The sequence below is a fragment of the Aeromonas sp. genome (assembly GCF_051657805.1).
Taxonomy (GTDB): Bacteria; Pseudomonadota; Gammaproteobacteria; order Enterobacterales; family Aeromonadaceae; genus Aeromonas.
On sequence record NZ_JBOFLJ010000019.1, the window covers coordinates 130,487 to 154,349 of the forward strand.

26 protein-coding genes are annotated in these 23,863 nt (G+C 65.2%); 8 read left to right on the forward strand and 18 right to left on the reverse strand.

Annotated features, from left to right (window positions below; all coding sequences use genetic code 11):
• Positions 1 to 76: 76 nt before the first annotated feature.
• Complete coding sequence (locus ACRCYW_RS06225; protein ID WP_438549272.1) at positions 77 to 955, reverse strand: LysR substrate-binding domain-containing protein; 879 nt, start codon at positions 953 to 955, stop codon at positions 77 to 79.
• Positions 956 to 1,081: 126 nt separating this feature from the next.
• On the opposite strand from ACRCYW_RS06225, the gene ACRCYW_RS06230 reads away from it, so the two are divergent.
• Together ACRCYW_RS06230 and ACRCYW_RS06235 are read left to right on the forward strand one after the other, a co-directional pair.
• Positions 1,082 to 1,483 (forward strand): CidA/LrgA family protein, encoded by a 402-nt coding sequence (locus ACRCYW_RS06230; RefSeq protein WP_438549273.1) that lies wholly within the window; start codon positions 1,082 to 1,084, stop codon positions 1,481 to 1,483.
• On the forward strand, positions 1,476 to 2,165 hold the full coding sequence (locus tag ACRCYW_RS06235) for an LrgB family protein (RefSeq protein WP_438549274.1): 690 nt from the start codon (positions 1,476 to 1,478) through the stop codon (positions 2,163 to 2,165). Before ACRCYW_RS06230 ends, ACRCYW_RS06235 begins: the two co-directional genes overlap by 8 nt.
• 76 nt (positions 2,166 to 2,241) lie before the next feature.
• Here ACRCYW_RS06235 and ACRCYW_RS06240 read toward each other — a convergent pair whose 3' ends face one another.
• Entirely contained in the window at positions 2,242 to 4,695 is a 2,454-nt protein-coding gene (locus ACRCYW_RS06240; protein WP_438549275.1) for a bifunctional aspartate kinase/homoserine dehydrogenase II, read from the reverse strand.
• Entirely contained in the window at positions 4,696 to 5,865 is a 1,170-nt protein-coding gene (gene metB / locus ACRCYW_RS06245) for a cystathionine gamma-synthase (protein WP_438549276.1), read from the reverse strand.
• A gap of 210 nt (positions 5,866 to 6,075) precedes the next feature.
• Between metB and metJ the strand changes: the two genes are divergently transcribed.
• From metJ to ACRCYW_RS06260, 3 genes are all read left to right on the forward strand, one after another.
• Complete coding sequence (gene metJ / locus ACRCYW_RS06250; RefSeq protein ID WP_438549277.1) at positions 6,076 to 6,399, forward strand: met regulon transcriptional regulator MetJ; 324 nt, start codon at positions 6,076 to 6,078, stop codon at positions 6,397 to 6,399.
• Between the two features lie 36 nt (positions 6,400 to 6,435).
• Positions 6,436 to 7,182 (forward strand): helix-turn-helix domain-containing protein, encoded by a 747-nt coding sequence (locus tag ACRCYW_RS06255; protein WP_438549278.1) that lies wholly within the window; start codon positions 6,436 to 6,438, stop codon positions 7,180 to 7,182.
• 84 nt (positions 7,183 to 7,266) lie between these two features.
• Positions 7,267 to 7,605, forward strand: coding sequence for a tRNA-binding protein (locus ACRCYW_RS06260; protein ID WP_438549279.1), 339 nt, complete (start codon positions 7,267 to 7,269; stop codon positions 7,603 to 7,605).
• A 105-nt stretch (positions 7,606 to 7,710) separates the two neighbouring features.
• Here ACRCYW_RS06260 and ACRCYW_RS06265 read toward each other — a convergent pair whose 3' ends face one another.
• The 3 genes from ACRCYW_RS06265 to nudE form a co-directional block, all read right to left on the reverse strand.
• Entirely contained in the window at positions 7,711 to 8,979 is a 1,269-nt protein-coding gene (locus tag ACRCYW_RS06265) for an aromatic amino acid transport family protein (protein ID WP_438549280.1), read from the reverse strand.
• Between the two features lie 413 nt (positions 8,980 to 9,392).
• Positions 9,393 to 10,205, reverse strand: a complete 813-nt coding sequence (gene cysQ, locus ACRCYW_RS06270) for a 3'(2'),5'-bisphosphate nucleotidase CysQ (RefSeq protein WP_438549450.1) — start codon at positions 10,203 to 10,205, stop codon at positions 9,393 to 9,395.
• Positions 10,206 to 10,236: 31 nt separating this feature from the next.
• Positions 10,237 to 10,854 carry an ADP compounds hydrolase NudE gene (nudE, locus tag ACRCYW_RS06275; protein WP_438549281.1) on the reverse strand — a complete coding sequence of 206 codons (618 nt, stop codon included), beginning with the start codon at positions 10,852 to 10,854 and terminating at the stop codon, positions 10,237 to 10,239.
• 143 nt (positions 10,855 to 10,997) lie between these two features.
• Here nudE and yrfG point away from each other — a divergent pair, with 143 nt between their 5' ends.
• Positions 10,998 to 11,666, forward strand: coding sequence for a GMP/IMP nucleotidase (yrfG, locus tag ACRCYW_RS06280; RefSeq protein ID WP_438549282.1), 669 nt, complete (start codon positions 10,998 to 11,000; stop codon positions 11,664 to 11,666).
• Positions 11,667 to 11,704: 38 nt separating this feature from the next.
• Here the strand turns inward: yrfG and ACRCYW_RS06285 are convergent, their stop codons facing one another.
• Positions 11,705 to 12,316 carry a LysE family translocator gene (locus ACRCYW_RS06285; protein ID WP_438549283.1) on the reverse strand — a complete coding sequence of 204 codons (612 nt, stop codon included), beginning with the start codon at positions 12,314 to 12,316 and terminating at the stop codon, positions 11,705 to 11,707.
• A complete protein-coding gene (locus ACRCYW_RS06290) occupies positions 12,313 to 13,431 on the reverse strand; it encodes an oxidoreductase (RefSeq protein ID WP_438549284.1) in 1,119 nt (372 codons plus the stop codon). Before ACRCYW_RS06290 ends, ACRCYW_RS06285 begins: the two co-directional genes overlap by 4 nt.
• 115 nt (positions 13,432 to 13,546) lie before the next feature.
• On the opposite strand from ACRCYW_RS06290, the gene ACRCYW_RS06295 reads away from it, so the two are divergent.
• Positions 13,547 to 14,527: a LysR family transcriptional regulator gene (locus tag ACRCYW_RS06295; RefSeq protein WP_438549285.1), complete on the forward strand. Its 981-nt coding sequence runs from the start codon at positions 13,547 to 13,549 to the stop codon at positions 14,525 to 14,527.
• A gap of 36 nt (positions 14,528 to 14,563) precedes the next feature.
• Here ACRCYW_RS06295 and tyrS read toward each other — a convergent pair whose 3' ends face one another.
• Complete coding sequence (gene tyrS / locus ACRCYW_RS06300) at positions 14,564 to 15,829, reverse strand: tyrosine--tRNA ligase (protein WP_438549286.1); 1,266 nt, start codon at positions 15,827 to 15,829, stop codon at positions 14,564 to 14,566.
• A gap of 137 nt (positions 15,830 to 15,966) precedes the next feature.
• On the opposite strand from tyrS, the gene ACRCYW_RS06305 reads away from it, so the two are divergent.
• Positions 15,967 to 16,803, forward strand: coding sequence for a LuxR C-terminal-related transcriptional regulator (locus tag ACRCYW_RS06305; protein ID WP_438549287.1), 837 nt, complete (start codon positions 15,967 to 15,969; stop codon positions 16,801 to 16,803).
• Positions 16,804 to 16,847: 44 nt separating this feature from the next.
• On the opposite strand, the gene exeN is transcribed toward ACRCYW_RS06305, so the two are convergent.
• The 9 genes from exeN to exeF all read right to left on the reverse strand — a co-directional run bounded on the left by exeN (position 16,848) and on the right by exeF (position 23,863).
• A complete protein-coding gene (exeN, locus tag ACRCYW_RS06310) occupies positions 16,848 to 17,606 on the reverse strand; it encodes a GspN family type II secretion system protein ExeN (protein ID WP_438549288.1) in 759 nt (252 codons plus the stop codon).
• Positions 17,603 to 18,094: a GspM family type II secretion system protein ExeM gene (gene exeM / locus ACRCYW_RS06315; RefSeq protein ID WP_438549289.1), complete on the reverse strand. Its 492-nt coding sequence runs from the start codon at positions 18,092 to 18,094 to the stop codon at positions 17,603 to 17,605. Before exeM ends, exeN begins: the two co-directional genes overlap by 4 nt.
• Positions 18,091 to 19,275 (reverse strand): GspL family type II secretion system protein ExeL, encoded by a 1,185-nt coding sequence (gene exeL / locus ACRCYW_RS06320; protein ID WP_438549290.1) that lies wholly within the window; start codon positions 19,273 to 19,275, stop codon positions 18,091 to 18,093. The genes exeM and exeL overlap by 4 nt, the downstream gene beginning before the upstream one ends.
• Positions 19,276 to 19,385: 110 nt before the next feature.
• Positions 19,386 to 20,396, reverse strand: a complete 1,011-nt coding sequence (gene exeK, locus ACRCYW_RS06325) for a GspK family T2SS minor pseudopilin variant ExeK (RefSeq protein WP_438549291.1) — start codon at positions 20,394 to 20,396, stop codon at positions 19,386 to 19,388.
• Complete coding sequence (gene exeJ / locus ACRCYW_RS06330) at positions 20,386 to 21,000, reverse strand: GspJ family T2SS minor pseudopilin variant ExeJ (protein ID WP_438549451.1); 615 nt, start codon at positions 20,998 to 21,000, stop codon at positions 20,386 to 20,388. Before exeJ ends, exeK begins: the two co-directional genes overlap by 11 nt.
• A gap of 125 nt (positions 21,001 to 21,125) precedes the next feature.
• Positions 21,126 to 21,479 carry a GspI family T2SS minor pseudopilin variant ExeI gene (gene exeI, locus ACRCYW_RS06335; RefSeq protein WP_438549292.1) on the reverse strand — a complete coding sequence of 118 codons (354 nt, stop codon included), beginning with the start codon at positions 21,477 to 21,479 and terminating at the stop codon, positions 21,126 to 21,128.
• A 17-nt stretch (positions 21,480 to 21,496) separates the two neighbouring features.
• Positions 21,497 to 22,060: a GspH family T2SS minor pseudopilin variant ExeH gene (exeH, locus tag ACRCYW_RS06340; RefSeq protein WP_438549293.1), complete on the reverse strand. Its 564-nt coding sequence runs from the start codon at positions 22,058 to 22,060 to the stop codon at positions 21,497 to 21,499.
• A gap of 44 nt (positions 22,061 to 22,104) precedes the next feature.
• Complete coding sequence (exeG, locus tag ACRCYW_RS06345; protein WP_438549294.1) at positions 22,105 to 22,536, reverse strand: GspG family T2SS major pseudopilin variant ExeG; 432 nt, start codon at positions 22,534 to 22,536, stop codon at positions 22,105 to 22,107.
• 106 nt (positions 22,537 to 22,642) lie between these two features.
• On the reverse strand, positions 22,643 to 23,863 hold the full coding sequence (gene exeF / locus ACRCYW_RS06350; RefSeq protein ID WP_438549295.1) for a GspF family T2SS innner membrane protein variant ExeF: 1,221 nt from the start codon (positions 23,861 to 23,863) through the stop codon (positions 22,643 to 22,645).

Genomic DNA, 23,863 nt, shown 5'->3' on the forward strand with positions numbered 1-23,863 from the left:
ACGCGGCCCGCCAGCCTCACAATGAGGCAGAATGCGGCCTCATGCTCGCGTTTGCGACTCAGGATGCAACCATAGACTAGCCCTGACTCTCCCGGCACAGCGCGAGCCAGGCCTCTGCGGTGCGGGAGAGGTAGCGTTTGGCGGGCCAGATCACCCCGAGCCGCCAGCTGAGCTCGGGCTTCAGCGGCCTCAGCACCAGGCCGTCCGGGGTCAGCCGCCGGCAGATGGGCTCGGGCAGGAAGGCGACCCCCATGCCGCTTCGCACCATGGCGGTGAGAAAGTCCCACTGGCTGCTGCGCGCCGCCACCTGGGGGGTGAAGCCCGCCTGCTGGCACGCCTGCTCCAGCCGCTCGCTCAGGGTGAAGGCCTGGGTGTAGAGCAAAAACGGCTCTTCTCTCAGATCCCCCAGCCGGATCTCGGCTCTATCTCGCCAGCGGGGCAGATCGGGCAGCACCACCTGGACGGGATAGCAATCCAGCTCCAGGGCGCTCAGGGCACCCTCCTCCTTGGTCGGCAGCATGGTGATGGCGAGATCCAGCTCCCCCTCCAGCACCGCCTGCTCGATGCGCCGCCCACCGTACTCGACGATGGAGAGCTCGACTCTGGGGTAGCGGCTGCGATAGGCGCGGATGAGATCCGCGTAGACGTGCCCCACCATGGGTGGTATGCCGAGGGCGAGGCGACCGTGTTGCAGGCTCTGCAAGTCGGCGAGCTCCGCCTCCAGCTGCTGCATCTGGGCCAGCACCAGCTGGCCGTGGGTGAACAGCACCTGGCCGCTGTCGGTCAGGGTGAAGCTGTGCCCCTCCCGGTTGAGCAAGGGCTGCCCCAGCTCCTCCTCCATGCTGCGGATCATCTTGCTGATGGTGGGCTGGGTGACGAACAGCTTCTCGGAGGCGCGGGTGAAGCTCTGCTCCCGCACCAGTTCGACGAAGTAACGCAGGGCTCGGATATCCATGGCGGGACTCGTGGTGGTGGAATCTAAATTAATGCCAAATCGGCATGTTTTTCATAATTTAAATTCATTTTTTGCAGGTTTACCACCCTCTTATACTGTGATCAGATTCACAGACAGACCACCATCATGAAAACCTTCTGCCTCAACTGGCTGCAAACCTTCTTCCAAATCGTCCTGCTGGCCGGCATCTGGCTGCTGGCGGACACCGCCGTGCGCACCCTGCACCTGCCCCTGCCCGCCAACCTCACCGGCATGTTGTTGCTGCTCGCCTGCATCCTGCTCGGGGTGGTCAAGGCCCAGTGGTTCAGCGCCGGCGCCCGCTGGCTGCTGGCGGAGATGCTGCTGTTCTTCGTCCCCGCCGTGGTGGCCGTGGTCAACTATCAGGATCTGCTGCTGGAAGAGGGGTGGCGCATCATGCTGGTACTGGTGATCAGCACCATCTTGGTGCTTGGCACCACAGCCCTGGTGGTGGACAGAGTCTATCGCTTCGAACTCATGCTGGCCCGCCGGAGTCGTCGCCATGTCTGATACCCTGCTCGGCCTGCTCTGCTTCGCCCTCACCCTGCTGTTCTACTACGCCAGCAAATGGCTCTATGCCCGCAAGCGCATACTGCCGCTGATGCCCTTGCTGCTGGCCCCCGCCCTGCTGGTGGCCGTGGTCATGCTGTTCCACATCCCCTATCAGGACTACATGGCCGAGTCCCGCTGGCTGCTCTGGCTGCTGGGGCCCGCCACCGTCGCCTTCGCGGTACCCGTCTACGAGAACCGCCGGCTGATGCGCCGCCACTGGCTGTCGCTCTCTGTGGGAGTCATCGCCTCCGTCATCATGGCGGTGGGCAGCACTGTGCTGCTGGCCCGCTGGCTGGAGCTGCCGGATCTGCTGCAACGCAGCATGGCCATGCGATCCATTACCACCCCCTTCGCGGTGGAGGCGACCCGCTCCGTGGGGGGCAACGCCGATCTCACCGCCCTGTTCGTGGTGCTGACCGGGGTGATCGGCATGGCGGTCGGCGAGAGCGTGCTGGCGGTGCTCGCCATTCGCAGCCGCCTCGGCAAGGGGGCGGGTTTTGGCGCCTCCGCCCACGGCGCCGGCACCGCCAAGGCGTACCAGATGGGCAACGAGGAGGGGGTGGTCTCCAGCATGGTGATGATGATCGCCGGCATGGCGACCGTGCTGCTCGCCCCCCTGCTGGGCCGCGTGCTCTGGTAACGCACCGCTGCCATTTTATCTGCCACACAAACAGAAGAGGCGCCCAGGGGCGCCTCTTCTTCATTGCTCTCAATCATCACAGGCTGGCGCAGATCTGCCAGAGATCGTACTGGATGGCGGCCGCCGTCACCTCGCGCCCCGCCCCCGGCCCCTGAATGACCAGGGGGTTGGTGCGATAGCTGTCGCTCTCGATGGCGAACACGTTGTCACAGGGCAGCAGGTTCGCGAACGGGTGGTGGGGCTCCAGCGTCTCCAACCCGACCCGCGCCTTGCCGTCGTGCTCGAAGCGGGCCACGTAGCGCAGCACCTTGCCGACCCGCTGCGCGCCCTCGAACGCACTCTGGATGGGGGCATCCAGCTCCTTGAGGCGGTCCATGAACTGATCCGTGGTCACCTTGCGCAGGGGCGCAGGCACCAGGTTCTCCAGCTCGATATCGGCGGAATCCAGCTCGAAGCCCGCCTCTCGCGCCAGGATGAGCAACTTGCGGCGCACATCCTGGCCGGAGAGATCTTCCCGGGGATCCGGCTCGGTCAAGCCATGCTGCCAGGCCTCATCCACCAGCTCGGAGAAGGGGCGGCTGCCGTCGTACTGCTGGAACAGCCAGGAGAGGGTGCCGGAGAAGATGCCCGACACACTTTGGATCCGATCGCCGCTCTGACGCAGCATCTGGATACTGGACTGGATGGGCAGACCGGCGCCCACGGTGGCGTTGTAGCGCCACTGCACCTGATGATCCCGGCAGCTCTGCTTGATGCGCTGGTAGAACTCGCTCTCGGCGGCGCCGGCGAACTTGTTGGCGGCGATGATGTGGATGCCGAGCTGGGCGAAGTCCGGGTAGTAGCGGCTCACCGTCTCGCTGGCAGTCATGTCGAGCGCTATCAGGGTATCGAAGCCGTGCTGCTCCAGCTGACCCAGCAGCTCGGGCCAGATGAGGGGCTTGGGATCAAACTTGTCCCGCACCTTGAGGGGATCCAGCCCCTCCTCGTCCAGCAGGCCCCCCTTGGAGTCGAACACCCCGTACAGGGTGAGGGCCAGGTTGAGATCATGTTCGAGCCGCGCCTTCTCGCGGGCGTAGAGGCTGAGCCAGTGGCCGCCTATGTTGCCCTTGCCGAACACCACCAGTCCGACCCGGGTCGGGCGGCTGAACAGGGCGCTGTGCAGGGCGATGAGCAGGGGCTCGAGCACCACCTGGCGCAGCACGGCCACCAGGCTCAGGCCGTCTCTGGCCACCTGCACGAACTCCAGGGGTTGATCCGCCAACAGCTGATAGAAGCGGTGACACTGCTCGGCGTTGTCGGTCACCCCGGCGCCCACCAGGGCCACCAGGCTGAAGCCCTCCTTCTGGATGAGGCCGGTGAAGTTGCCTTGCAGCTGGAAGTCGCGCAGCACCTCGAAGGCCCCTTGTGCCACTTCCAGGGTGTAGGCGAGGCGCAGCACCCGCCGATCCGGCTGGCGCTGCAGGGTGAGCGGGTTGAGGCGATGGCGGGCGAGGTGGGCCTCGATGGCCTCCACCGTCTGCTCGTAGCTGGTCTGGGGCAACACCTTCAGCTCGATGAGCGCTATCTGATCCACCGAGGAGACGATGCGGGCCCCGCCGGAACGCGGTGCCCGGCGCAGTATGTGGGTGCAACCCTCGTCCGGGTTGTAGCTGCAACGCAGGGTAAGGCGCTGGCGGCTGTCGGCCACCGGCTGCAGGGTGCGCGAATGCAGCACGGAGGAGCCGAGACGGGCCAGCTCGTTGGCCTCGGCCAGGCTCAGGCGCTCCAGCAGGCGCGCCTCCTTGACCCGGCGCGGATCCGCGCTGTAGACCCCGGCCACATCGCTCCAGATGGTGGTGGACTCGCCATCCGCCAGCGCCGCCAACAGGCTGGCGCTGTAGTCGGAGCCGTTGCGACCGAGCAGCAAGGAGCGCCCCTCCAGATCCGCAGCGATAAAGCCGGTCACGACTATGCGGCCGGCATGTTCCGCGAGGCGGGCCTTGAGCAGCTCGCTGGAGATGGCGGTATCCACCTTGACCAGGGCGCCGTCTTCCGCGCGCAGGAAGCTGCGGGCATCGAGCCAGATGGCGGGCTCGCCACGGCTGCTGAGCAGGGCGGCCAACAGGCGCGCGGACCACACCTCGCCGAAGGCGAGCAGGCCGTTGCGCTCGAAGCGATCGAATTGCCCCTCCAGGGTCTTGGCGATCAGCTGCAGGTCGTCGGCGAGCTGCTTGCTCAAGTCGAGCTGCAGATCCCCCTCCAGTAGGCCATCGATCAGGCTCTGCTGGTAGGCGTGCAGGGCCGTGATGGCTTCACCGGCGGCCTCGTCACCTGCTTCCGCCAGCTCCACCAGCTGGATCAGCCGGTTGGTGGTCTTGCCGGCGGCGGAGACCACAATCAGCTCATGACCACCCGGCTGCTGCTCGACTATGCTGGCCACCCGGCGATAACAGACGGGATCCGCCAGGCTGCTGCCGCCAAACTTGTGCACATGGCGCCGCTTCAGTGCCGCTTCTGCTGCCACCGCTACCTCTCCTTGCTGCTGTTCCATTTACTTCACCTGTTCTGCCAGTGCTGCTTGTTTAAATGCCCGGGCCAGGTCGGCCACCAGGTCTTCACCGTGTTCTATGCCGACCGAGAGGCGCAGCAGCTGGGCGCTGATGCCCGCCGCCTGTTGCGCCGCCGGGCTCATGGCCCTGTGGGTCATGCTGGCGGGATGGGCCACCAGACTCTCCACCCCGCCGAGGGATTCGGCCACCGAGAAGAGCTCGAGGGCCGCCAGGAAGGCGCGCAGCCCTGCCTCGTTGCAATCGAGTTCAAAACTTAGCATGGCGCCGAAGCCGGACTGTTGACGGCGCGCAATCTCGTGGCCCGGATGACTCGGCAGGCTGGGGTGATAAATCTTCTTCACCAGGGGCTGTTGCTGCAGGAAGGCGAGGATCCTGTCCGTGTTCTCCTGATGGGTGCGCAGGCGCGGCGCCAGGGTGCGCAGGCCCCGCAGGGTGAGGTAGGAATCAAACGCCCCCGAGGTCAGTCCCAGGCAGTTGGCCCACCACACCAGGGATTCGGCCAGGGCGGCCTCCTTGGCGATGGCGACCCCACCCACCACGTCTGAGTGGCCGTTGATGTACTTGGTGGTGGAATGCACCACCACATCGGCGCCCAGGGCCAGGGGCTGCTGCAACAAGGGTGAGAGGAAGGTGTTGTCCACCACCACCTGAGCGCCCACCTCGTGGGAGGCGGCGGCGATGGCGGCCACGTCCACCACCCGCAGCAGGGGGTTGGAGGGGGTCTCCACCCACACAAGAGCGGGCTTCTGAGTCAGCGCCTCGGCCAACGCCACCTCGTCCCCCTGATCCACGAACTGCACCCGATAGTGACCCTTGGCCGCCAGGTATTCGAACAGGCGCCAGGTGCCGCCGTAGCAGTCGTGGGGGGCGATCAGCAGATCGCCGGCCTTGAGCAGGGCGGTCGTCACCAGGTGCACGGCCCCCATGCCGGTGCCGGTCACCACGGCGCCAGCGCCCCCTTCCAGGGCCGCCAGGGCGTCCGCCAGGTTGGTGCGGGTCGGGTTGCCGGAGCGGGCATAATCGTAGGTGCGCGGCTCGCCGAAATCGGCGAAGGTGTAGTTGCTGGAAAGGTAGATGGGCGGCACCACGGCGCCGTGCTGGGTGTCTGTCTCAATGCCGGTACGTACCGCCAGGGTGGCCTTGTGGGTCATCTCACTCTCTCCTTGAACTGTCGCTGGGGGATGGCCGCCGCACCTCTGCCACGACCAGCCTGCCATTGCTGGCCTATGGTGAACCACCTTACGTCAGCACAAAAAAGCCGTCAACACTTCTGGACGTCTAAATGGCTTTGCTGTTGGATTGCCATTGAATTCCTTAAGGGTTAAAATCCGCGCTCACGGCCAAATGAGAACAGGTGGATCATGGGAACAGAGTGGAACGGCGACTACGTCAGCCCCTATGCGGAACACGGCAAGAAGAGCGAACAGGTCAAGAAGATTACGGTCTCGATCCCGCTCAAGGTGCTGAAGGTGCTGACCGATGAGCGCACCCGTCGCCAGGTGAACAACCTGCGTCATGCGACCAACAGCGAGCTGCTCTGTGAAGCCTTCCTGCACGCCTTTACCGGCCAGCCGCTGCCCGGTGACGAGGATCTGCGCAAGGATCACCCGGACAGCGTCCCTGCCGAGGCGCGCGCCATCATGGAAGCGCTCGGCAAGGAAATCGAAGACTACGACGCCGAATAATCTGCCGAGCAGATGGCGAAGAGTCCTCCCCCCTCAATGACGCGGCCCCTGGCCGCGTCATTGTCATCCACTCCCCTTCCCTTCAGCCTGCGCCGTTATCAGCGCGATGTGAGCAGTCACAGCCACGACTTCGCCCAGCTGGTGATCCCCCTGGACGGTCCCATCGAGATAGAGGTGCAGGGCAGGGGTCGGCGCCTCGCCCCCGGGTTTGCCTGCGTCATAGCGCCTGGGGAGCGCCACGATTACGCCGCCGATCCGACCCTCTCCTTCCTGGTGCAGGAGAGCCAATGGCTGCCAGCCACCCTCACCGAGCGCCCCTTTATCGAGCTGGACGAGCCCCAGCGCCACTACCTCGCCTTCCTGCGCCAGATGGTGGCACAGGGTCGCCACGTGGCGGGGATGGAGCAGATCTGGCTGAACCTGCTGGCCGAGGGCCAGAACGCCGCCGCCCCTGTCTCCCCCCGCATCCTCAGGGTGCAGCGCCATATAGAGGCCCACCTCGCCGAGCCCCTCGGCAACGAGCGCCTCGCCGCCCTCGCCTGCCTCGGCCAGAGCCAGTTCAAGCACGCTTTTCGCCAGCAGCTGGGCATGAGCGTCTCCCACTACATACGGGGGCGGCGCATGACGCTGGCCCGCACCCTGCTGGCCCGGACAGCCCTACCCATCGGCGAGATAGCCTGCCGCTGCGGCTACCAGGATCAGGGGGCCTTCGCCGAACGCTTCCTCACCGAGACCGGCCTGACCCCGTCCCGCTGGCGCCAACAAAACGGCCAGTTGCCATAACGGATCGGCTCCGCGCCGAAGACAAGACGACGGCGGATCGGGCATGCTGAGCATCGCGCTAAACAGGCGAGATAAGGAGCCAAGATGCAGACCATAAGCTGGCAGGATTTCGAGATGGTGGAGCTGAGAGTCGGCACCCTGGTGCGGGTCGAACCCTTCCCCGAGGCGCGCAAGCCCGCCTACAAGGTGTGGGCGGACTTCGGCCCCGAGATCGGGGTACGCAAGAGCAGCGCCCAGATAACCGACCTCTATCAACCGGGCGATCTGGTGGGCCGCCAGATAGTGGCCGTGGTGAACTTCCCCACCAAGCAGATAGGCCCCTTCCAGTCGGAGTTTCTGCTCACCGGCTTCTACCGGCCGGACGGCGCCGTGGTGATGGCCATCCCGGAGCGGGCGGTGGAGAACGGCGCCAAGCTGGGCTGAGTGAAATGGTATTGAGACAGGCAAAACCATCAAACCGGATATAAAAAAAGAGGCGACCCAGGGTCGCCTCTTTTTGTGTGTTTGCCTCCCGCCTGAGGCCGCCCGTTACTTCAGCAGGCTGAACAGCAGCGCCGACACCGCCAGCGACCCGGTCAGCAGGATGAAGCCGTTGGCCCAGCCCTGACGGAAGCGAGCCAGCGCCTCCACCTTGTAGATGGCCACCACAGGCATGATGAAGAGGATCATGGCGATGACGGGGCCGGAGAGGGTCTCCATCAGGCCGAGGATGCCGGGGTTGATGACGGCCGCCCCCCAGATGGCGAAGAACATCAGGGCGATGCCGATCCTGTCCGCCTTCCCGAGCGACAGGCCGGTGGGCTTGGCGATCAGGGTCTTGAGGCTCTCGCGGGCCCCCAGGAAGTGGCCGAGGAAGGAGGAGCTGATGGCGATAAAGGCGATGAGCGGCCCCAGGGTCACTATCACAGGGTTGTCTGTGATATTTGCGAGATAGGAGAGCACGGAGACGTTTTGCGCCTTGGCCTCCGCCAGCTGGGCCGGGGAGAGGCTCAGCACGCAGGAGAAGACGAAGAACAACACGAAGCCCACCAGCATGATTGTGGTGTTGCGTAGTATCAGGCCGCTCTTGGCCTCCGCCTGCTCACCATACTCCCGGCGCTGCACGTTGGCAAAGCCCGAAATGGCGGCGGCGTGGCTGAATGCGAATACCGTCACCGGCAGCGCCAGCCAGACGGTGTTGAGGAAGCTGCCCCCCTCGAAGGCCACCATTTCCGGCCAGTGCCACTGGGGGATGAGGTAGACAGAGAGGGCCGCCAGTATGGCCGCCAGCGGGTAGACCATGAAGGCGAAGGCGCGCAGCATGGCCTTCTCACCGGCCAGCATCACGGCGATCATGGCGAACACCAGCACGCCGGAGAGCATGACCCGGTTCGGGGTGGCCATGCCGAGCTGGTTGACCATGAAGCTCTCCACCGTGTTGGTCAGGCCGACGCCGTAGATGAGCAGGATGGGGAAGATGGAGAGAAAATAGAGCGCCGAGATGAGGCGGCCGGCCATCTTGCCGAAATGCTCCTCCGCCACCTCGGTGAAGTCTGCCTGAGGGCGGGAGGAGGAGAGCACGAAGCGCGCCAGACCGCGGTGGGCCAGGAAGGTCATGGGACCCGCCAGCACGGCGACGATGACCAGGGGCCAGATCCCGCCGAGCCCCAGGTTGATGGGCAGGAACAGGATGCCGGCGCCGACTGCGGTGCCGAACAGGCTGATGACCCAGTGGGTGTCGTGACGACGCCAGCCGGTGTGGGCGACGACGGATCGGGAACCGGATAGCTCCGTTGTGACCTCTGCAGATAAACTCATCGTTAATTCACTTATTGTCAGTATTTAAAACTGAAATAATTGTGCTCTTTCAGAATTTAATTCTCAAAAATCGGAACTGGCAGATCTCACTGCCAAAGCGCGGACAAGCCAGTGAGATTGGGCTGGATAATCGGAGTATATAATTCCATATATCCTGATATCAGGATTTTTACGATACATAAAACCAAAATTCACGATCAGGATGATTTTTTATTTTGACACAATGAGCATTTACAGAATTACATGAAAGCACTCACCATTCCATCCTGGATAAGTGTGATGATCCACTGCCACGACTCACATTTGCCAGCGAATATCCCTGTAAAAGTCCGATAACGGCAGAGGATCGCGCTAATGCAAAGGGCGACCCCGAGGTCGCCCTTTGCGATGTCGGGGCCGGGATCCCGGCCCCGTTAGCTGACCAGGATCTTGCCCCAGGCGAGATCCGGATCCCCCATCACGATGAAGTCAGGGTTCTCCAGCGACTCCGTTTCGTTGTAGCTGAGGGGTTGCAGCGCCAGGCTGAGGATGCGCCCCCCGGCCGCCTCGACGATGCACTGGGCGGCGGCCGTGTCCCACTCGCCGGTGGGGCCGAGGCGCACGTAGCAGTCGGCGGCCCCCTCCGCCACCAGGCAGGACTTGAGGGAGCTGGAACCGAGCGGGATCAGCTCGTAGTTGATGGCCGGGTTGAGGCGGCGGGTCAGTCGCTCCAGCTTCTGGCGACGGCTGATGGCCACCACCAGGGCGTCCGGCTGATCGTGTTCGTGGTGCATGGCGCTGATGGGATAGACCTCCCCCCCCGCCTCCTTGAAGGCGCCGTGGCCACGCACCGCCCAGTAGAGCACGTCGGACTCCGGCGCATAGATGACCCCGAGCACGGGCACGTTGTCCTGCACCAGGGCTATCAGGGTGGCGAAGTCGCCACTGCCGGCGATGAACTCACCGGTGCCGTCCAGGGGATCCACCAGCCAGTACTGGCGCCAGTTCGACCGCTGGCTGAAGGGGACATCCGCCGCCTCTTCGGTCAGCACGGGGATATGGGGGGTGAGCGCCGACAGCGCCTGTTTGAGGTAGGCATCGGCAGCAAGATCGGCACTGGTGACCGGGGTCGCATCCTCCTTCAGCTGACGCTCGAATTGACCGCCGTGATAGATTTCGTGAAGGATCCGCCCCGCTTCGCGGGCTATCTCCTTGACCCCAGGCACCCAGGCCAACAGCTCCTGCATCTCGCTACCTCTGTTTTCTACACACTGCGCCTCAGGGGCGCTCATTTCCCTGCTCCGCCAGCCACTTCTGGGCCAGCAGCAGGGCGCTGATGCTGCGCGACTCGGTAAAGTCGGGTCGCGCCAACAATTCATCGACCCGGTCGAGGGGCCAGGGGATCACCTCCAGGGGCTCGGGCTCGTCGCCGATGCGCTGCTCGGGGTAGAGATCCCGTGCCAGCAAGATGTCCATGCGGCTGGAGAAGTAACCGGGGGCGAGGGAGAGCTGCTTGAGGGGCACCAGCTCGCGGGCGCCGAAGCCCGCCTCCTCCATCAGCTCACGGTTGCCCGCCTCAAGGGCGTTCTCCCCCGGATCGATCAGCCCCTTGGGGAAGCCGAGTTCGTAGGAGTGGGTGCCCGCCGCGTATTCGCGCACCAGCAGCAAGGTGTGCGCATCCAGCATGGGCACCACCATGACGGCCCCCCGGTTGCCCCCGCGCATCCGCTCGTAGACGCGCTCCTCCCCGTTAGAAAACTGGAGGTGCAGGGATTCCACCTTGAACAGCCGGCTCTCGGCCACTATCTCGGCCTTGAGGATCGCCGGCTTGGGCTTGTCGTGAGCGATCATCTCCACACGAATGTGTTCGGGCTTGCTCTTGTGGTGCTCACTCATGGGGGCGTTGCTCGTTAAAAAATCGTGCTTCAAGAGTAAACGACTCACCGAACGAACACCACGGGGCAAGGGCGCTAAAGGTGCCTGAAAAATCCGTTATAATGCCGCCTTTTCCGCTTTCAACACGATACGAAGGATGATCCATGCCCGCTTCCCTCCCCTGGCACCAGATAGACACGGTTCTGCTCGACATGGATGGCACCCTGATCGACCTGCAGTTTGACAGCCATCTGTGGCAAACCCTGGTGCCGGCCCGCTATGCCGAGCGCCACGGCCTGGCACCGGACGAGGCGAAGCGCCGCATCGACGCCCACTACGAGGCGGTGGCGGGGACCCTCGACTGGTACTGCGTGGACTACTGGAGCCAGACTCTGGCGCTCGACATCCGGGGGATGAAACAGGAGATCCTGGAGAAGATCCAGTGGCGCCCCAACGCCATCGCGTTTCTCGCCGCCCTCAAGGCCGCCGGCAAGCGCCGTGTCCTGTTCACCAACGCCCACCCGGCCAGCCTGGCGGTCAAGATCGAACGACTCGGACTCGATGAGCATCTAGACGAGATCGTCAGCACCCACGAGCTCGGCTGGTCGAAGGAGAGTCAGCACTGCTGGCAGGCTCTGGCAGGACGCCTGCCCTTCGATCCCGCCCGCACCCTCTTCATCGACGACAGCGAGCGGATCCTGGTCGCCTCCGCCGACTACGGCATAGCCCACCAGCTCGGCATCTACCAGCCGGACAGCGCCATGCCGCCCCTGCAGTTCCAGCGCTTCCCGGCTCTCAAGGACTATGCCGAGTTGCTGCCCCTCATGGCCTGAAGGGAAGCGGCCGTGCACGGCCGCTTCCCCCTCTTCGCTCACCCCAGCAGCCAGTAGAGGGCGATACCCATCATCAGCAGGGCCGAGATGCGCCCGAGCAGATTGCCCCTTCCCCTCCCCTGCAACAGGCGGTGCGCGCTCTGTCCGCCGTAGGCGTAGAGCAGCAGATTGACACACTCGATGAGCACTATCACGGCGACGAAGGCCAGGGTCTGACGGCCGACATCCAGATCCGGGCTGATAAAGGGGGGTAGCAGGGTCATCATGAAGAGCCAGGACTTGGGGTTGGAGATGGCCACGGTGAAGCCCCGCAGCAGCAGGCCGGCTCGCCCCCTGTCCACCTCGGGGGCGGGCCCGTCGCCAGGGCCAGGGCGCAGACCCATGACCCCCAGCCAGAGCAGATAGAGGGCACCGCCATACTTGAAGCCCTGCAACAGGGCCGGGTGTTCCACCAGTACCTGGGTGTAGCCCAGCAAGGCGGTCAGCGCGATCAGACCCACCCCGAGCAGCTCCCCGGCGATGACCCAGAGGGTTCGCCTCAGCCCCAGACTGGCGCCGACACTCATGGCCAGCATCATGCACAGACCGGGGGAGACGGAGATGAGGAAGAAGGTCGGGACAAACATCCAGAGCAGGGCCCAGTCGCTCATAGCACCTCCTCACACTCGGCCCGAGCCACCAGGCCTGGCAGGCTGCCAAGGTAATCCAGAGCGCGTTCGGTGAAGCCAAGCTCCGTCAGCAGGGCCGTCCCAAAGGGAGGCTGGCGCAGCGGCTGGGCCCGGCTCACCCTCTGCATCCAATCCGGGTTGCCGATGGCCGCCGCCCCCACCGCCACCAGATCCACGCCGCCGGCCAGGGCCAGCCGGGCGGACTCGGCGTCCCGGATCCGGCCCGCCACCATGAGCGGCACCCGCCCCCCGACCCCGGCTCGCACCGCCGCCAGCAGGGAGCCCCCGTCGGGATCCTCGTTCGCCGCCTTGAAGCTGTCCCCCATGGAGAAGTGCAGGTAGTCGATCTCCTCCTCCGCCAGCAACTCGGCCAGCGCCAGCTGGTTGGCGAGCCGGATCCCCTCGATATGGGCATAGCTCTCCGGTGAGAGCCGCACCCCGATGAGGAAGCGCTTCGGCAGCCGGGCCCGGATCCCCCGCACTATGGCGATCAGGAGCCTTGCCCGCCCGGCCAGGTTGCCCCCCCAGCCATCTTCCCGTCGGTTCAGCAGGGGATTGAGGAAGTTGCAGAGCAGGAAGTTGTGAGCGGCATGGAGCTCGATCCCGTGCAGGCCGGCCCCATGGGCACGCTCGGCGGCCCCCACGAAGGCATCGATGAGCCGGAGGATATCCGCCTCCGTCAGTGCCTCGACCCCGAACGGATAGCGGCCACCCGGGGCCATGGCGCTGGGGCCGACCGGAGCAGTGCCGTTCAGCTCGGGCTGGGCACGGACCCCACCGTGGTGAAGCTGGATCAGCGCCAGGGCGCCGTTTTCCTCGGCGCTCTGCGCCAGCCTTGCAAAGGCCGACTGCTGGGCATCCGTCATCAGGGCCGGTTGTCCGGGCCAGCAGCGCCCCCCAGTCTGCACCTGGGTCGCGGCACCGATGAGCAAGCCAAAGCCTCCCTCGGCGCAGCGGGCCAGCCAGTCGAGCTCCGCCCGGCTGGGATCCCCATTGTCGGCGCTCATGTTGTGGGTCAGCGGGGCCAGCACGGCCCGATTCTTGAGCCGCAGCCCGGCCCGCACAAAGTGGAATTCGTCATTCAACATCGGGATCATGGTCTTTCTCCTGGCATCTGTGCCTCGTTGACGCCACTATAATCCCAGCCCTTAAAGACATAATCAGGCCGAAAAGAAAGATACTCATTCCCAACAGGATTCAATAAGAGATCCCATGGATAACCACAAGCTCGACACCCTCTATCTGATGCGACTGCTGCTCGCCATCGCCCGCTTTGGCTCCTTCGCAGCGGCCGCCAGCCACCTCGGCATCACCCCGAGCAAGGCCTCCAAGGATCTGCGCCATCTGGAGCAGAGCCTGGGGGCCGTGCTGCTCAGCCGCACCACCCGCCGGGTACAGCTGACCGATGCGGGCAAGCTGGCCTGCCAGCAGGCCGATCAGATGGTGGCCCTGCACGAGGAGTTGCTCGACGGTCTGCAACGGCGTCGCCATAGCCTCTGCGGCGAGCTCAGGATCACGGCGCCGGATCTCTGGGGGGAGGTGGTGCTGACCCCGGTGTTGCTGCGCTTTCGCGCCAGCCACCCCGAGGTGCGGATCATCGCCGACTTCTCCAACCACGTCGCCGACCTGGTGCGGGACAACCTGCACGTCGCCTTTCGCAGCACAGTGCTGCGCAGTGAACCCTATCTGGCGCGTTCCATAGTCCAGGACGATCTGGTGCTCTGCGCGAGCGAGGCCTACCTGGCCGCGCATCCGCCCCTGGCGCATCCCCAGGATCTGCAACATCACAGCCTCATCACCCGCAGCCAGGACTACGGTCGCCGCGAGCACTGGACCCTGCTCCACCAGGGCAAGGAGATCCTCCTGGAGGTAGCCGGGGAGCTCGCCTTCAGCAACAAGAAGTCGATCCAGATGGCGATGGCTCAGGGGCTCGGCATTGCCCGCCTGCCCCGCTATCTGGTGGCCGATGAGCTGGCATCGGGTTCGGTGTGCGAGGTGCTGCCCGCCTATCGGCCCAAGGGGGCGCACTTCTACGCCCTCTACACCCAGAGGCGCGCCGACTCGGCCCTCATCACCCACTTCCTCGACTACGTGATCCGCGAACTGGGTGGGCCCGAGCCAATGGAAACGCCATCGACCCCTAGCGGGTGCAGCGAGTGCCCCATCGGCCCTGATCAGACACACCCCCGATAACGCGATCCGCGAGCTAGGGAACAGGAGCCACCAGCCCTAGGGGCGCAGCACCAGATGGTACTGCTTCTTGCCCCGGCGCAGCAGCAGGTAGCGGCCAAAGCGCCAGTCCCCCTCCACCGGCTCGCTCCCCTCCGCCAGCCGGCCGTTGAGGCTGATGGCACCGGCGGCCAGCAGCTCGCGGGCAATCCGCCTGGAGCCGGCTAGCCCGGTCGCCACCAGCAGGGCCGCCAGATCCCCGTCGACCTGCCAGGCCGTGGTCGGCAGGCCGCCAGCGGCCAGCTGCGCGAGCTGCCCCTCGTCGAGTTCCGCCACCCGGCCGCTGAACAGCAGTTCGCTGATGGCCCGCGCCTGGGCGAGCGCTGCCTCGCCGTGCACCAGGGCGGTCAACTCGTCCGCCAGCACCTGGGGCGCCCGCTTGCGCCCCTGGCGGCCGGCGTCTTCGGCCTCCAGGGCGGCGATCTCGGCCAGCGGCATAAAGCTGTAGTAGCGCAGGAAGCGATACACATCCTCGTCCGCGGTGCCGAGCCAAAACTGGTAGAAGGCATAGGGCGAGGTGAGGGCCGGATCCAGCCAGATGGCGCCCCCCTCCGTCTTGCCGAACTTGGTGCCGTCCGCCTTGGTGATGAGGGGCAGGGTCATGCCGAACACCTGGGCCCGGTGCAGACGGCGGGTGAGATCCATGCCGCCGGTGATGTTGCCCCACTGATCGTTGCCGCCGATCTGCAGGGTGCAGCCGAGCCGCTCGTGCAGCACGGCGAAGTCCTGGGATTGCAGCAGGGCGTAGGAGAACTCGGTGAAGGAGATACCCTGATCCGGGCGGGCGAGACGCTGGCGCACCGACTCCCGCGCCAGCATGGCGTTGACGGAGAAGTGTTTGCCCACATCCCGCAGAAAATCCAGGGCCGACATCTGCCCCATCCAGTCCGCGTTGTTCACCAGCTGCGGCGCCGCCAGGCCGTCACTCGCCGGCAGCAGGGCGGCTATCTGGGCCGACAGGCTGGCGACCCAGCCCTGCACGGTTTCGCTGCTGTTGAGCGTGCGCTCGGTCGCCTTGAAGCTGGGATCCCCGATGAGGCCGGTGGCGCCCCCCACCAGGGCCACCGGTCTGTGACCGGCCAGCTGGAAGCGGCGCAGCATCAGGAGCGGCACCAGATGGCCGATGTGCAGGCTGCCAGCGGTGGGATCGAAGCCGCAATAGAGGGTGCGCGGCTCAGTCAGGTGGGTAGCCAGGGCCTCGGGGTCGGAGTTCTGGGCAACGAGCCCGCGGGCCATCAAGTCATCGAGCAGGTGAGAGTCAGTCATGGGCGCTCCAGCGGCAGAGGAAAAGCCCTTATCCTCCCTCCGGCGCCTCCCTGCGGATATGTCCCTTGGGGGACAGTTTTCTCACTGCCGTGCTAGCATGGGGCCTATCGGACCCAGCCCAGCAGAGATCCCCAGCCATGACCAGCGCCGCCCATACCCGCGCCCTGACCGACACCATAGAGGCCCTCCACGGCCCGGCCTTCCCGGCCGCCATGGTGCGCCTCATCCAGCAGCGGGTGGCATTCGACTGCGCCCTGCTGCTCGGGGTGGGGAAGCGGCCCGTCTACCTCTACGACAACCTCAGCCACCAGCGGGATCTGCTGTTCGATCGCTACCTCGCCGGTCACTTCGGCCAGGATCCCTTCATGCAGGCGCTGGGCAACGGGCTGGGTGCCGGGGTCTGGACCTTGGCCGAGGTCACCCGTGGCCCGCTGGATCCCGACTATCGCCGACGCTTCTATGAGGCCACCGGCTGGCAGGAGGAGGTGGGGCTGGTCCTGACCATCCACCCCGGCCTCACCCTGGTGCTGTTTCTCGGCCGCCTCGCCAAACGCCGGGCCCTGAGCCAGGGGGAGCGGGCCAGGCTGGACGAGATCTTCCCCCTTCTGCACGCCCTCTGTCGCCAGCACTGGCGGCAAGCGGCCCCCTGGTTGGCCCAGAGCGCCGCCAAGGGCGATGGCGCCAGGCCGGACGGCGCCAGCCTCAGGCAGGCCATCGACGAGGGAATGGACAGCCTGGGGGCCGAACTGCTGACCCGGCGGGAGCGGCAGGTGGCCACCCTGCTGCTGCTGGGGCAGGACGCCGAGACCATAGCCGCCACCCTGGGGATAGGCAGCGGCACGGTGAAGAACCACCGCAAGCACCTCTACGGCAAGCTGCGTATCGGCTCACAGGGGGAGCTGTTTGGTTACTTCCTCAATCATCTGATCACGGCCCCGACACAGGATACCGGTACCTCTTCCCCCGCCCCATAACAAAACACCCCGCAAGAGCAGGGTGTTTTGTATCGAGAAGCGCCTCAGATCCGGCCCTGGTAGCGCAGGGGGAAACGCCCCTGACCGTCAGGCTGACCGAGGAAGGGCAGACCCTGCTTCATCTGATCCGGCAGCTCAGGACCCGGCTTGAGACTGCCCTGGAACAGGTACTGGCGATTGGCCTGCAGCTCCAGCTTGCCCACCACCTGCACCGCCTCCGAGCCCTGCTTGAGCTCGGCCACCAGGCGGGAATCCAGGCAGGTCAGCTTGGCCTCGGGATCCCCCAGCGCCAGCTTGCCCGCCGGGGTGCCGGCCTCGGCCCCGTACCAGTAGAGATTGCCATAGAGCTGATCGCACCAGGGATTGCCCTGGGCGAACTGATCCACCTTGAGCTGCAGTTGGCCCGCCGCCGTCAGCGGGAAGGGCAGGCGCATGGGCACCCGCTCCAGCAGCCAGGGGGCAGGCGCGTTGAGGGTGATGTCGCGGCCGAAGGCGGCGCCATTCCAGCCGATAATCCCCTGACCGTTGAGACCGGCCCTGTCCCCGAAACGCACAGAGGCCTCGGGGGCGAGGCGCAGCAGGGACCAGCCGTTGAGATCCCAGCGCAGCTGGGTCAGGGATTCGCTGGCGTATTGCAGCCGGGCTATCTGACCGCTCCAGAGTGTGCCGCTCACCCCCTCAAGCCGCACCAGATTGGCGGGCAGCGGCAGATAACGGACCACCAGGGCGGCGGGCAGTTGCACCAGCAGGAAGACGAGATAGGTCACCAGAAAGATGGCCGGAATTAGAACTCTATGCTTCATTCGGGACGACTCAGCTGTAAACGTCTTACCTTGACCAGGCCCGGCGCCAGATTCTCCCGGGCCACCTCGATGATCTGCACCTGTACCCCGTGCTGATCCGACAGGGTCGCGAGCCAGAGCAGCAGATCGTCGAAGGGAACCGTGTCGATCCACACCTGCAACTCCTGCCCCTGGGGCTGCAGGCGCGCGATCTTGATCTTCTGGTTGAAGGCGGTGCGGTTCACCACCCCGTCCAGGGTGCCGCTGGTGTCTATCTGACGACCCTGGCTGCCCTGCATCGCCAGCACCTCCTGACCCTTCTCCTTCAACCAGGCCAGGGTCTGCTGCTGGTTGATCACCTGCCGCTCCCGCTCGGCGATGCGATTGGCCACAGGTTGCCAGATGGCCCAGTAGCAGAGCCCGAGCAGCAAGATGCCGCCCCCTACCGCTACCAGCCGCTGTTCACGGGTGCTGATGCCACGCCACCAGCCTTGCAGTTTGTCCATCATGATGATTTACCCTTGAGCACCAGCGCCCCCTCGACCTTGCCCTCTGTGCTGCGCACTTCTCCCTGCTGCACCTCGAAGTGCTTGCCCGCCAGCTCGCGGAAACGCTCTATCTCGGTGAAGCCGGGGGCGGTGACCTGCAGCCTGAGTTCTCCCCTGGCCGCGTCGAAGCGCAGCACCTCGGGCTTGAGACCGGGTACCTCGGCGAACACGGGAGCCAGCTCGGTCAACAGCAGCAGGACCCCGTCCTGAGGTGCCTGTCCCAGTAGCTTGAGATGCTGGGCCATCTGGCTGCGCACGTTGACGATCCGGCTCTCCCCCGGGAATATCCGGGTATAGACCTGCCGGATCTCGGCCTTGAGCGCCTTGTCCTGCTCCGCCAGCTGATAGAGATGCACGCCTCTCTGGGTCAGAGCCACCACCAGCAGCAAGCCGGCCACCACGGCCACCTTGCGCCACTGCAGCCAATAACGGGCGTATTCGGTCTGGGGACGATACTTCCCCTGCAGCAGATTCGCCTGGCAGGCGATCGCCCCCTTGGCCAGCAGCAGCATGGGCAGCTCGGGATCCGCCGGCAGCCAGTTGTCACCGGCCATGGCCGGTGGCGGTGTATGGCTGTGGATGGTGACGGGCTCGGCCTGGGTACCCAGCAGCAGGGCCAGCAGGGACTCTTCCGCCACTATGCCCTGACGGGGGCCCTGGCGCAGCAGCCACTCCTCCCCCAGTTGCAGGGCGGACCAGCCCTCGGCCGCCAGGGGCAGGGCCAGCACGTCCGGCAGCAGTTGCAGGGTCTTGAGCCCCGCCTGCTGCAACCAGCCTAGCCAGTCCTGCATCTTGGCCTTGTCCACCGCCATCAGGTCCACCTCGTTGCCCTGATGACCGAGCACCACCAAGTGCAGGGCATCCACGTCTGAGGCGATCTGCTCCTCCAGCAGGTAGGGCAGCGCCGCCGCACTCTGACGGTTATATTTGCCCGGCAGGCTGACCCGCCGGAAGATGAGATCGCTGCCGGGCACCAGGGTCACCACGAGGCGGCCACCGGCGCGCTCCTGCAGCTCACCCAGGGCATGGGCCGAGGCCAGGGTGCCGGAGGCGATGATCTCCTGCTCCTGTGTCGACCACACCAGCCAGTGCACCGGCTGCTGCGCATTGGTCCCCAGACGGATGACCAGACTCTCGCTCACAAATTGTTCTCCTGCCGTGCGCGCCATCGTCATCGATGGGCGGGATCGCAGCCTGGGCTGCGGTATCGATACGGGGTCGGGGAAGGCGCCCCTGTGGCCGCCCTCCCCGGTTATTCTGCGCCGTCGTTCAGACGCCGCAACATGACCAGTTTGCCGTCCTTGCCGCGCTGGAACACCGACTTCAGGCGGGCCCGCGCGTCGCCCACCTCGGCCAGCAGGCTGGCCTCGAAGTAGCTGCTCTTGATGTCCAGGGCGGTATCGAGGCCACTGACGGCTCCCGGCTGCACCTGCATCTGGCTCGTCATTTCCTGCTTGCTCTTCCACCCCTTCTTGGGGCGGCTGGTCAGCACCTGCTTGGCATCGTCCAACCCTATCTTGCCCTGGTAGAGGCCGACCAGCAGGGCTGCCCGCTCGGGCTTGATGGTGTTGATGTTCACCACCAGCTTGTCAGTGGGCAGGGTGCAGACATAGGGAGCCAGCCTCGCATAGAGCGCCCCCGTCATACCCCGCACCGCCCTCAGCTCATCCGTGCCCAGCATCCACTGGTTGGCCACCAGATAGGGCGGGGTGAGCCCCTCGTAGTAGGCGTCCTCGGCCCCGTAGCTGGACACCAGCTGGGTATCCTTGTCGGTCCAGTCCCGGATGGCATCGGTCAGCTGCACCGCCTCATACTCCTCGACCTCCAGCGCCACCAGCAGGGAGCGGAATGCCTTGACCGCATAGGGCTGAGTCTCCAGGTTGTCCCCGTCCTCCCCCTCTTTCTTCGCCACGCTCAGGCTGTTGAGGTTGAAGCAAGACTGCAGATCCCGCACCCGGCCGGACAGGGTGCCGTCATCCACCGGGAAGACCCCGTCCTCCCGCGCCCAGTTCTGCCCCAGGCTCACCACCTCGGGATCGTCCTTGTAGTCCTGGTTGAGCACCTTGATCACCAGAGCCTCCGCCGACATGGCGTACCACCATGCCTGCTTGCCGATGGTGAGGTTGCTGGTCCGTCTCAGCTCGAGCTGCAACCTGCCGCTCATGTTGCTGGCGATGATCACCATCACCGACAGGATGAGCAGCACCACCAGCAAGGCCATGCCCCCCTGGCGGGCGGGACGGGAGGGACGCTTAGCCGCCATTCTCGACCCTCTGGCCACCGGCCCCAATCAGGAACTGTCTGCGTATGGTACCGTAATCCTCCAGATCCAGCTCCACCGCCAGCCCATGGGGCAGCTGGTCGCGCTGGGTCCACTCCTCCTTCCACTGACCCCTGTCATAGAAATAGAGGCGCAGCGCCGTCACCCCCTTGAGCACGGGCTGGATGCGCGGCTCCGTGCCTATCACGGGATCCGGGTAAAGGTAGCTCAGCCGCTCCAGGGTCTGATCCTTGAGGCGCCAGCCCACCCGCTGCAGGCCGGAGCGCGGCAGTATGCCGTCCGGATTGAGCCAGCCGCCGCGGATGAAGGCCATGCCCCAGTCATCGCTCTGCTGGCCGAAGCGGGATGCCGCCAGCAGCACCTTGTTGTTCTCCCCGTCGATGCGGCCGCTGCGGGGCACCATCTGGCTGACGTCCCGCTCCAGCAGGCCAAAGGCGAGCTGCAGCTCGGACAGCCGCTCCTCTTTCTTCTTCGCCACCTCGTCGCTGGTGAGCACCCCCTGCAGCACCTGATAGGCCCCCAGGCTCAGGGTGGCGAAGATGGCGATGGCCACCAGCATCTCCAGCAGGGTAAAGCCATGGGCCATGGCGGCACGCCGCCCTGGCGATACCTCAACCGGCGCCTCGCGCCGGGTAGAGCAACCATGACGGGCTGGGAGGGCAAGGCGCGTCATCCGCTGGATCTGGCGCCCATCCATATGTTGAGTCCCGCTCATCGGCTGATATAGGTCCTGATCATGGCCACCGGGCTCTGGGCCTTGGGCGCGGTGCGCACCTCCATGTCCAGCGCCTTGAAGTTGGTGTCGGCGGTGGCGACGCCGCGATAGCGCCAGTACCAGGTCTGGCCGGCCATCTCCTCGTCCCCTTCCACCCAGCTGTCTCCCGGCCACTTGGCCTCGAGTTTCTGCTGCACCAGCTGATTCTCCACCACCCAGGTCGCCAGCGTCTTCTCTTCCAGATAGCTGAGGCCGGAGAGGTGTTCGCTGGCGGTCTTCATCACGGCGAGACCGGCGATGGCGAACACCGCCAGTGCCACCATGACCTCCAGCAACGTCATGCCGCGCATTCCGGGCGCCTGGCGTCTCACTCTTCTTCCTCTTCGTCTTCTTGCAGGGAGAGGCGACCGAACTCGTCCCCCTTGACGGTGCGCAAGTACTTCTCGTCATCCACCTGCTGGCTCAGGGTCAGCACGAAGGGGGTGAGCTCCCCCCCGGGGAAAATGAGGATCTGGGGCGTACGTTCCCGCTCGTCACGGTTCTGCTCCGCTTTCTCATCGGCATCTGTCCCCCAGCTGAATCCCTCCAGCTCAATGCTCAGGGTCATCTCTTCCGGCAGCTCCACCGGCCCCAGGATCTTGTCGCCGGTCAGCGCCTGCCATTTTCTGTCTTTGGCCGCACGGGACATAAACTGCCAGCCGTGATCCTCGACCCTCAGCCCCAGCAGCCGGCCATCCATCACCGAATACTCCTGGGCCTGCTGCAGGGTCGCCATGAAGCGGCGGGCCTGCTTGTCCAGCTCCCTGTCACCCCTGGCGCCCCCCATGCTGAGGGTGACGGCGGTGGCGACAAGCCCCATCAGCATGGCAACCAGCAAGACCTCCAGCAGGGTAAAGCCGGACTGGCGATGGCGGGACGAGGCGGATCTCACGGGAGTCTTGCCAACAGAGCCTGAAGCACGGCGCAATCACGCACTTATTGGAAGTCCTTCAGGTTCCAGTTGCCGATGTCGTCATCGGTACCGGCTTCCCCATCCAGCCCCATGCTGAAGATGTCGATCTTGCCGAACTGGCCAGGGCTCAGCAGCTGGTACTGGTTACCCCAGGGATCCTGCGGCAGACGCTTGATGTAGCCCCCTTCCCGGTAGCTGCGCGGCTCCGGGGAGGCGGTCGGCTTGTTGACCAGGGCATCCAGACCTTGCTCTGTGGTGGGGTAACGGTTGTTGTCCAGCTTGTACATGTCGAGGGCATTTTCCAGCGCGACTATGTCGGAGACCGCCTTCTGCTGATCCGCCTTCTCCTTGTTGCCCATCAGGTTGGGCACTACCAGGCTGGCCAGGATCCCCAGGATCACGATGACCACCATGACTTCCAGCAGGGTGAAACCCCGTTGACGACGATTGTGCATTGCTATGACTCCCTAACGAATAAGATGGCGCAGGCCATCGATGATTAACCTTGTTGTTGCATTCAAATCGGCGGGCTCACCCTAAGACGAGTGCGCCCGGCCTGTATCAGAGATTCACCATGTTGTTGAGCTCGAGGATCGGCTGCAGTATCGACATCACGATAAACAGCACCACCCCGGCCATGGAGACCACCAGCATGGGCTCGAACACCCCCAGGGCTATGTTCACCTGGGTTTCGAACTCCCTGTCCTGGTTGTCCGCCGCACGCTCCAGCATGCTGTCGAGCTCGCCGCTCTGTTCGCCGGAGGCGATCATGTGCAGCATCATGGGCGGGAAAATCTTGGTTTCATCCAGCGCCTTGCGCAGGCTGGTTCCCTCCCGCACCCGCTCGGTCGCCTCACCGATGCGATGGCGGGCGAAGTCGTTGGAGAGCACCTCACCGGCTATCTTCATCCCCTCGAGCAGGGGCACGGCGCTGGCGTTGAGGATGCTCAGGGTGCGTGCAAAACGGGCGGTGTTGAGGCCGCGGCTGACCCGGCCTATGACCGGCAGGCGCAGCAGCACGGCGTGCCAGTGGCGACGGCGATCGTCATCCCCCAGCCACCAGCGCCACACAAAGCCACCGATGAAGAGCAGCAGCAGGAACCAGAGGCCGTAGTGCTGCAACAGTTCGCTGGTACCGATGAGGAAGCGGGTGGTGCCGGGCAGTTGCTGGCCCATGTGTTCGAACTGGGCCACCACCTTGGGGACCACGGCGGTGAGCAGTATGGAGATGACGCCGATGGCCACACAGGTGAGGACTATGGGGTAGATCATCGCCTGCAGCAGCTTGGTGCGCATGTGCTGGCGCTGCTCCGTGTAGTCGGCGAGCCGGTTCAGCACCTTCTCCAGGTGGCCGGACTTCTCGCCGGCCGCCACCATGGAGCGAAACAGCTGGTCGAACACATGGGGGAAGGCACCGAGGGAGTCGGCGAGGGAATAGCCCTCCACCACCTTGCTGCGCACTGTCGCCACCAGGCTGCGCAGATGGGCCTTCTCGCACTGCTCCGCCACCGCCTTGAGGGCCTCTTCTATGGTGAGGCCGGCCCCCACCAGGGTCGCCAGCTGGCGGGTGATGAGGGCCAGCTCGGCGGTGGAGGCGCCACGACGAAACAGCACGAAGCGATTGGCCTCCCGTTTCGCCTTCTCCGTGGTCTCGTTGACCTCGAGCGGCGTCAGCCCCTGCTCCCGCAGCAGCTGGCGCACCTGACGGGCGGAGTCCCCCTCCATCACCCCGGACTTGTTCCTGCCCCGCGGATCCAGGGCCTTGTATTCGAACGCCGCCAT

Coding starts and splice junctions, on each gene's coding strand:
- ACRCYW_RS06225 (WP_438549272.1), bottom strand. CDS start 955: ATGGATATCCGAGCCCTGCGTTACTTCGTCGAACTGGTGCGGGAGCAG.
- ACRCYW_RS06230 (WP_438549273.1), top strand. CDS start 1,082: ATGAAAACCTTCTGCCTCAACTGGCTGCAAACCTTCTTCCAAATCGTC.
- ACRCYW_RS06235 (WP_438549274.1), top strand. CDS start 1,476: ATGTCTGATACCCTGCTCGGCCTGCTCTGCTTCGCCCTCACCCTGCTG.
- ACRCYW_RS06240 (WP_438549275.1), bottom strand. CDS start 4,695: ATGGAACAGCAGCAAGGAGAGGTAGCGGTGGCAGCAGAAGCGGCACTG.
- metB (WP_438549276.1), bottom strand. CDS start 5,865: ATGACCCACAAGGCCACCCTGGCGGTACGTACCGGCATTGAGACAGAC.
- metJ (WP_438549277.1), top strand. CDS start 6,076: ATGGGAACAGAGTGGAACGGCGACTACGTCAGCCCCTATGCGGAACAC.
- ACRCYW_RS06255 (WP_438549278.1), top strand. CDS start 6,436: ATGACGCGGCCCCTGGCCGCGTCATTGTCATCCACTCCCCTTCCCTTC.
- ACRCYW_RS06260 (WP_438549279.1), top strand. CDS start 7,267: ATGCAGACCATAAGCTGGCAGGATTTCGAGATGGTGGAGCTGAGAGTC.
- ACRCYW_RS06265 (WP_438549280.1), bottom strand. CDS start 8,979: ATGAGTTTATCTGCAGAGGTCACAACGGAGCTATCCGGTTCCCGATCC.
- cysQ (WP_438549450.1), bottom strand. CDS start 10,205: ATGCAGGAGCTGTTGGCCTGGGTGCCTGGGGTCAAGGAGATAGCCCGC.
- nudE (WP_438549281.1), bottom strand. CDS start 10,854: ATGAGTGAGCACCACAAGAGCAAGCCCGAACACATTCGTGTGGAGATG.
- yrfG (WP_438549282.1), top strand. CDS start 10,998: ATGCCCGCTTCCCTCCCCTGGCACCAGATAGACACGGTTCTGCTCGAC.
- ACRCYW_RS06285 (WP_438549283.1), bottom strand. CDS start 12,316: ATGAGCGACTGGGCCCTGCTCTGGATGTTTGTCCCGACCTTCTTCCTC.
- ACRCYW_RS06290 (WP_438549284.1), bottom strand. CDS start 13,431: ATGATCCCGATGTTGAATGACGAATTCCACTTTGTGCGGGCCGGGCTG.
- ACRCYW_RS06295 (WP_438549285.1), top strand. CDS start 13,547: ATGGATAACCACAAGCTCGACACCCTCTATCTGATGCGACTGCTGCTC.
- tyrS (WP_438549286.1), bottom strand. CDS start 15,829: ATGACTGACTCTCACCTGCTCGATGACTTGATGGCCCGCGGGCTCGTT.
- ACRCYW_RS06305 (WP_438549287.1), top strand. CDS start 15,967: ATGACCAGCGCCGCCCATACCCGCGCCCTGACCGACACCATAGAGGCC.
- exeN (WP_438549288.1), bottom strand. CDS start 17,606: ATGAAGCATAGAGTTCTAATTCCGGCCATCTTTCTGGTGACCTATCTC.
- exeM (WP_438549289.1), bottom strand. CDS start 18,094: ATGATGGACAAACTGCAAGGCTGGTGGCGTGGCATCAGCACCCGTGAA.
- exeK (WP_438549291.1), bottom strand. CDS start 20,396: ATGGCGGCTAAGCGTCCCTCCCGTCCCGCCCGCCAGGGGGGCATGGCC.
- exeJ (WP_438549451.1), bottom strand. CDS start 21,000: ATGGCCCATGGCTTTACCCTGCTGGAGATGCTGGTGGCCATCGCCATC.
- exeI (WP_438549292.1), bottom strand. CDS start 21,479: ATGCGCGGCATGACGTTGCTGGAGGTCATGGTGGCACTGGCGGTGTTC.
- exeG (WP_438549294.1), bottom strand. CDS start 22,536: ATGCACAATCGTCGTCAACGGGGTTTCACCCTGCTGGAAGTCATGGTG.
- exeF (WP_438549295.1), bottom strand. CDS start 23,863: ATGGCGGCGTTCGAATACAAGGCCCTGGATCCGCGGGGCAGGAACAAG.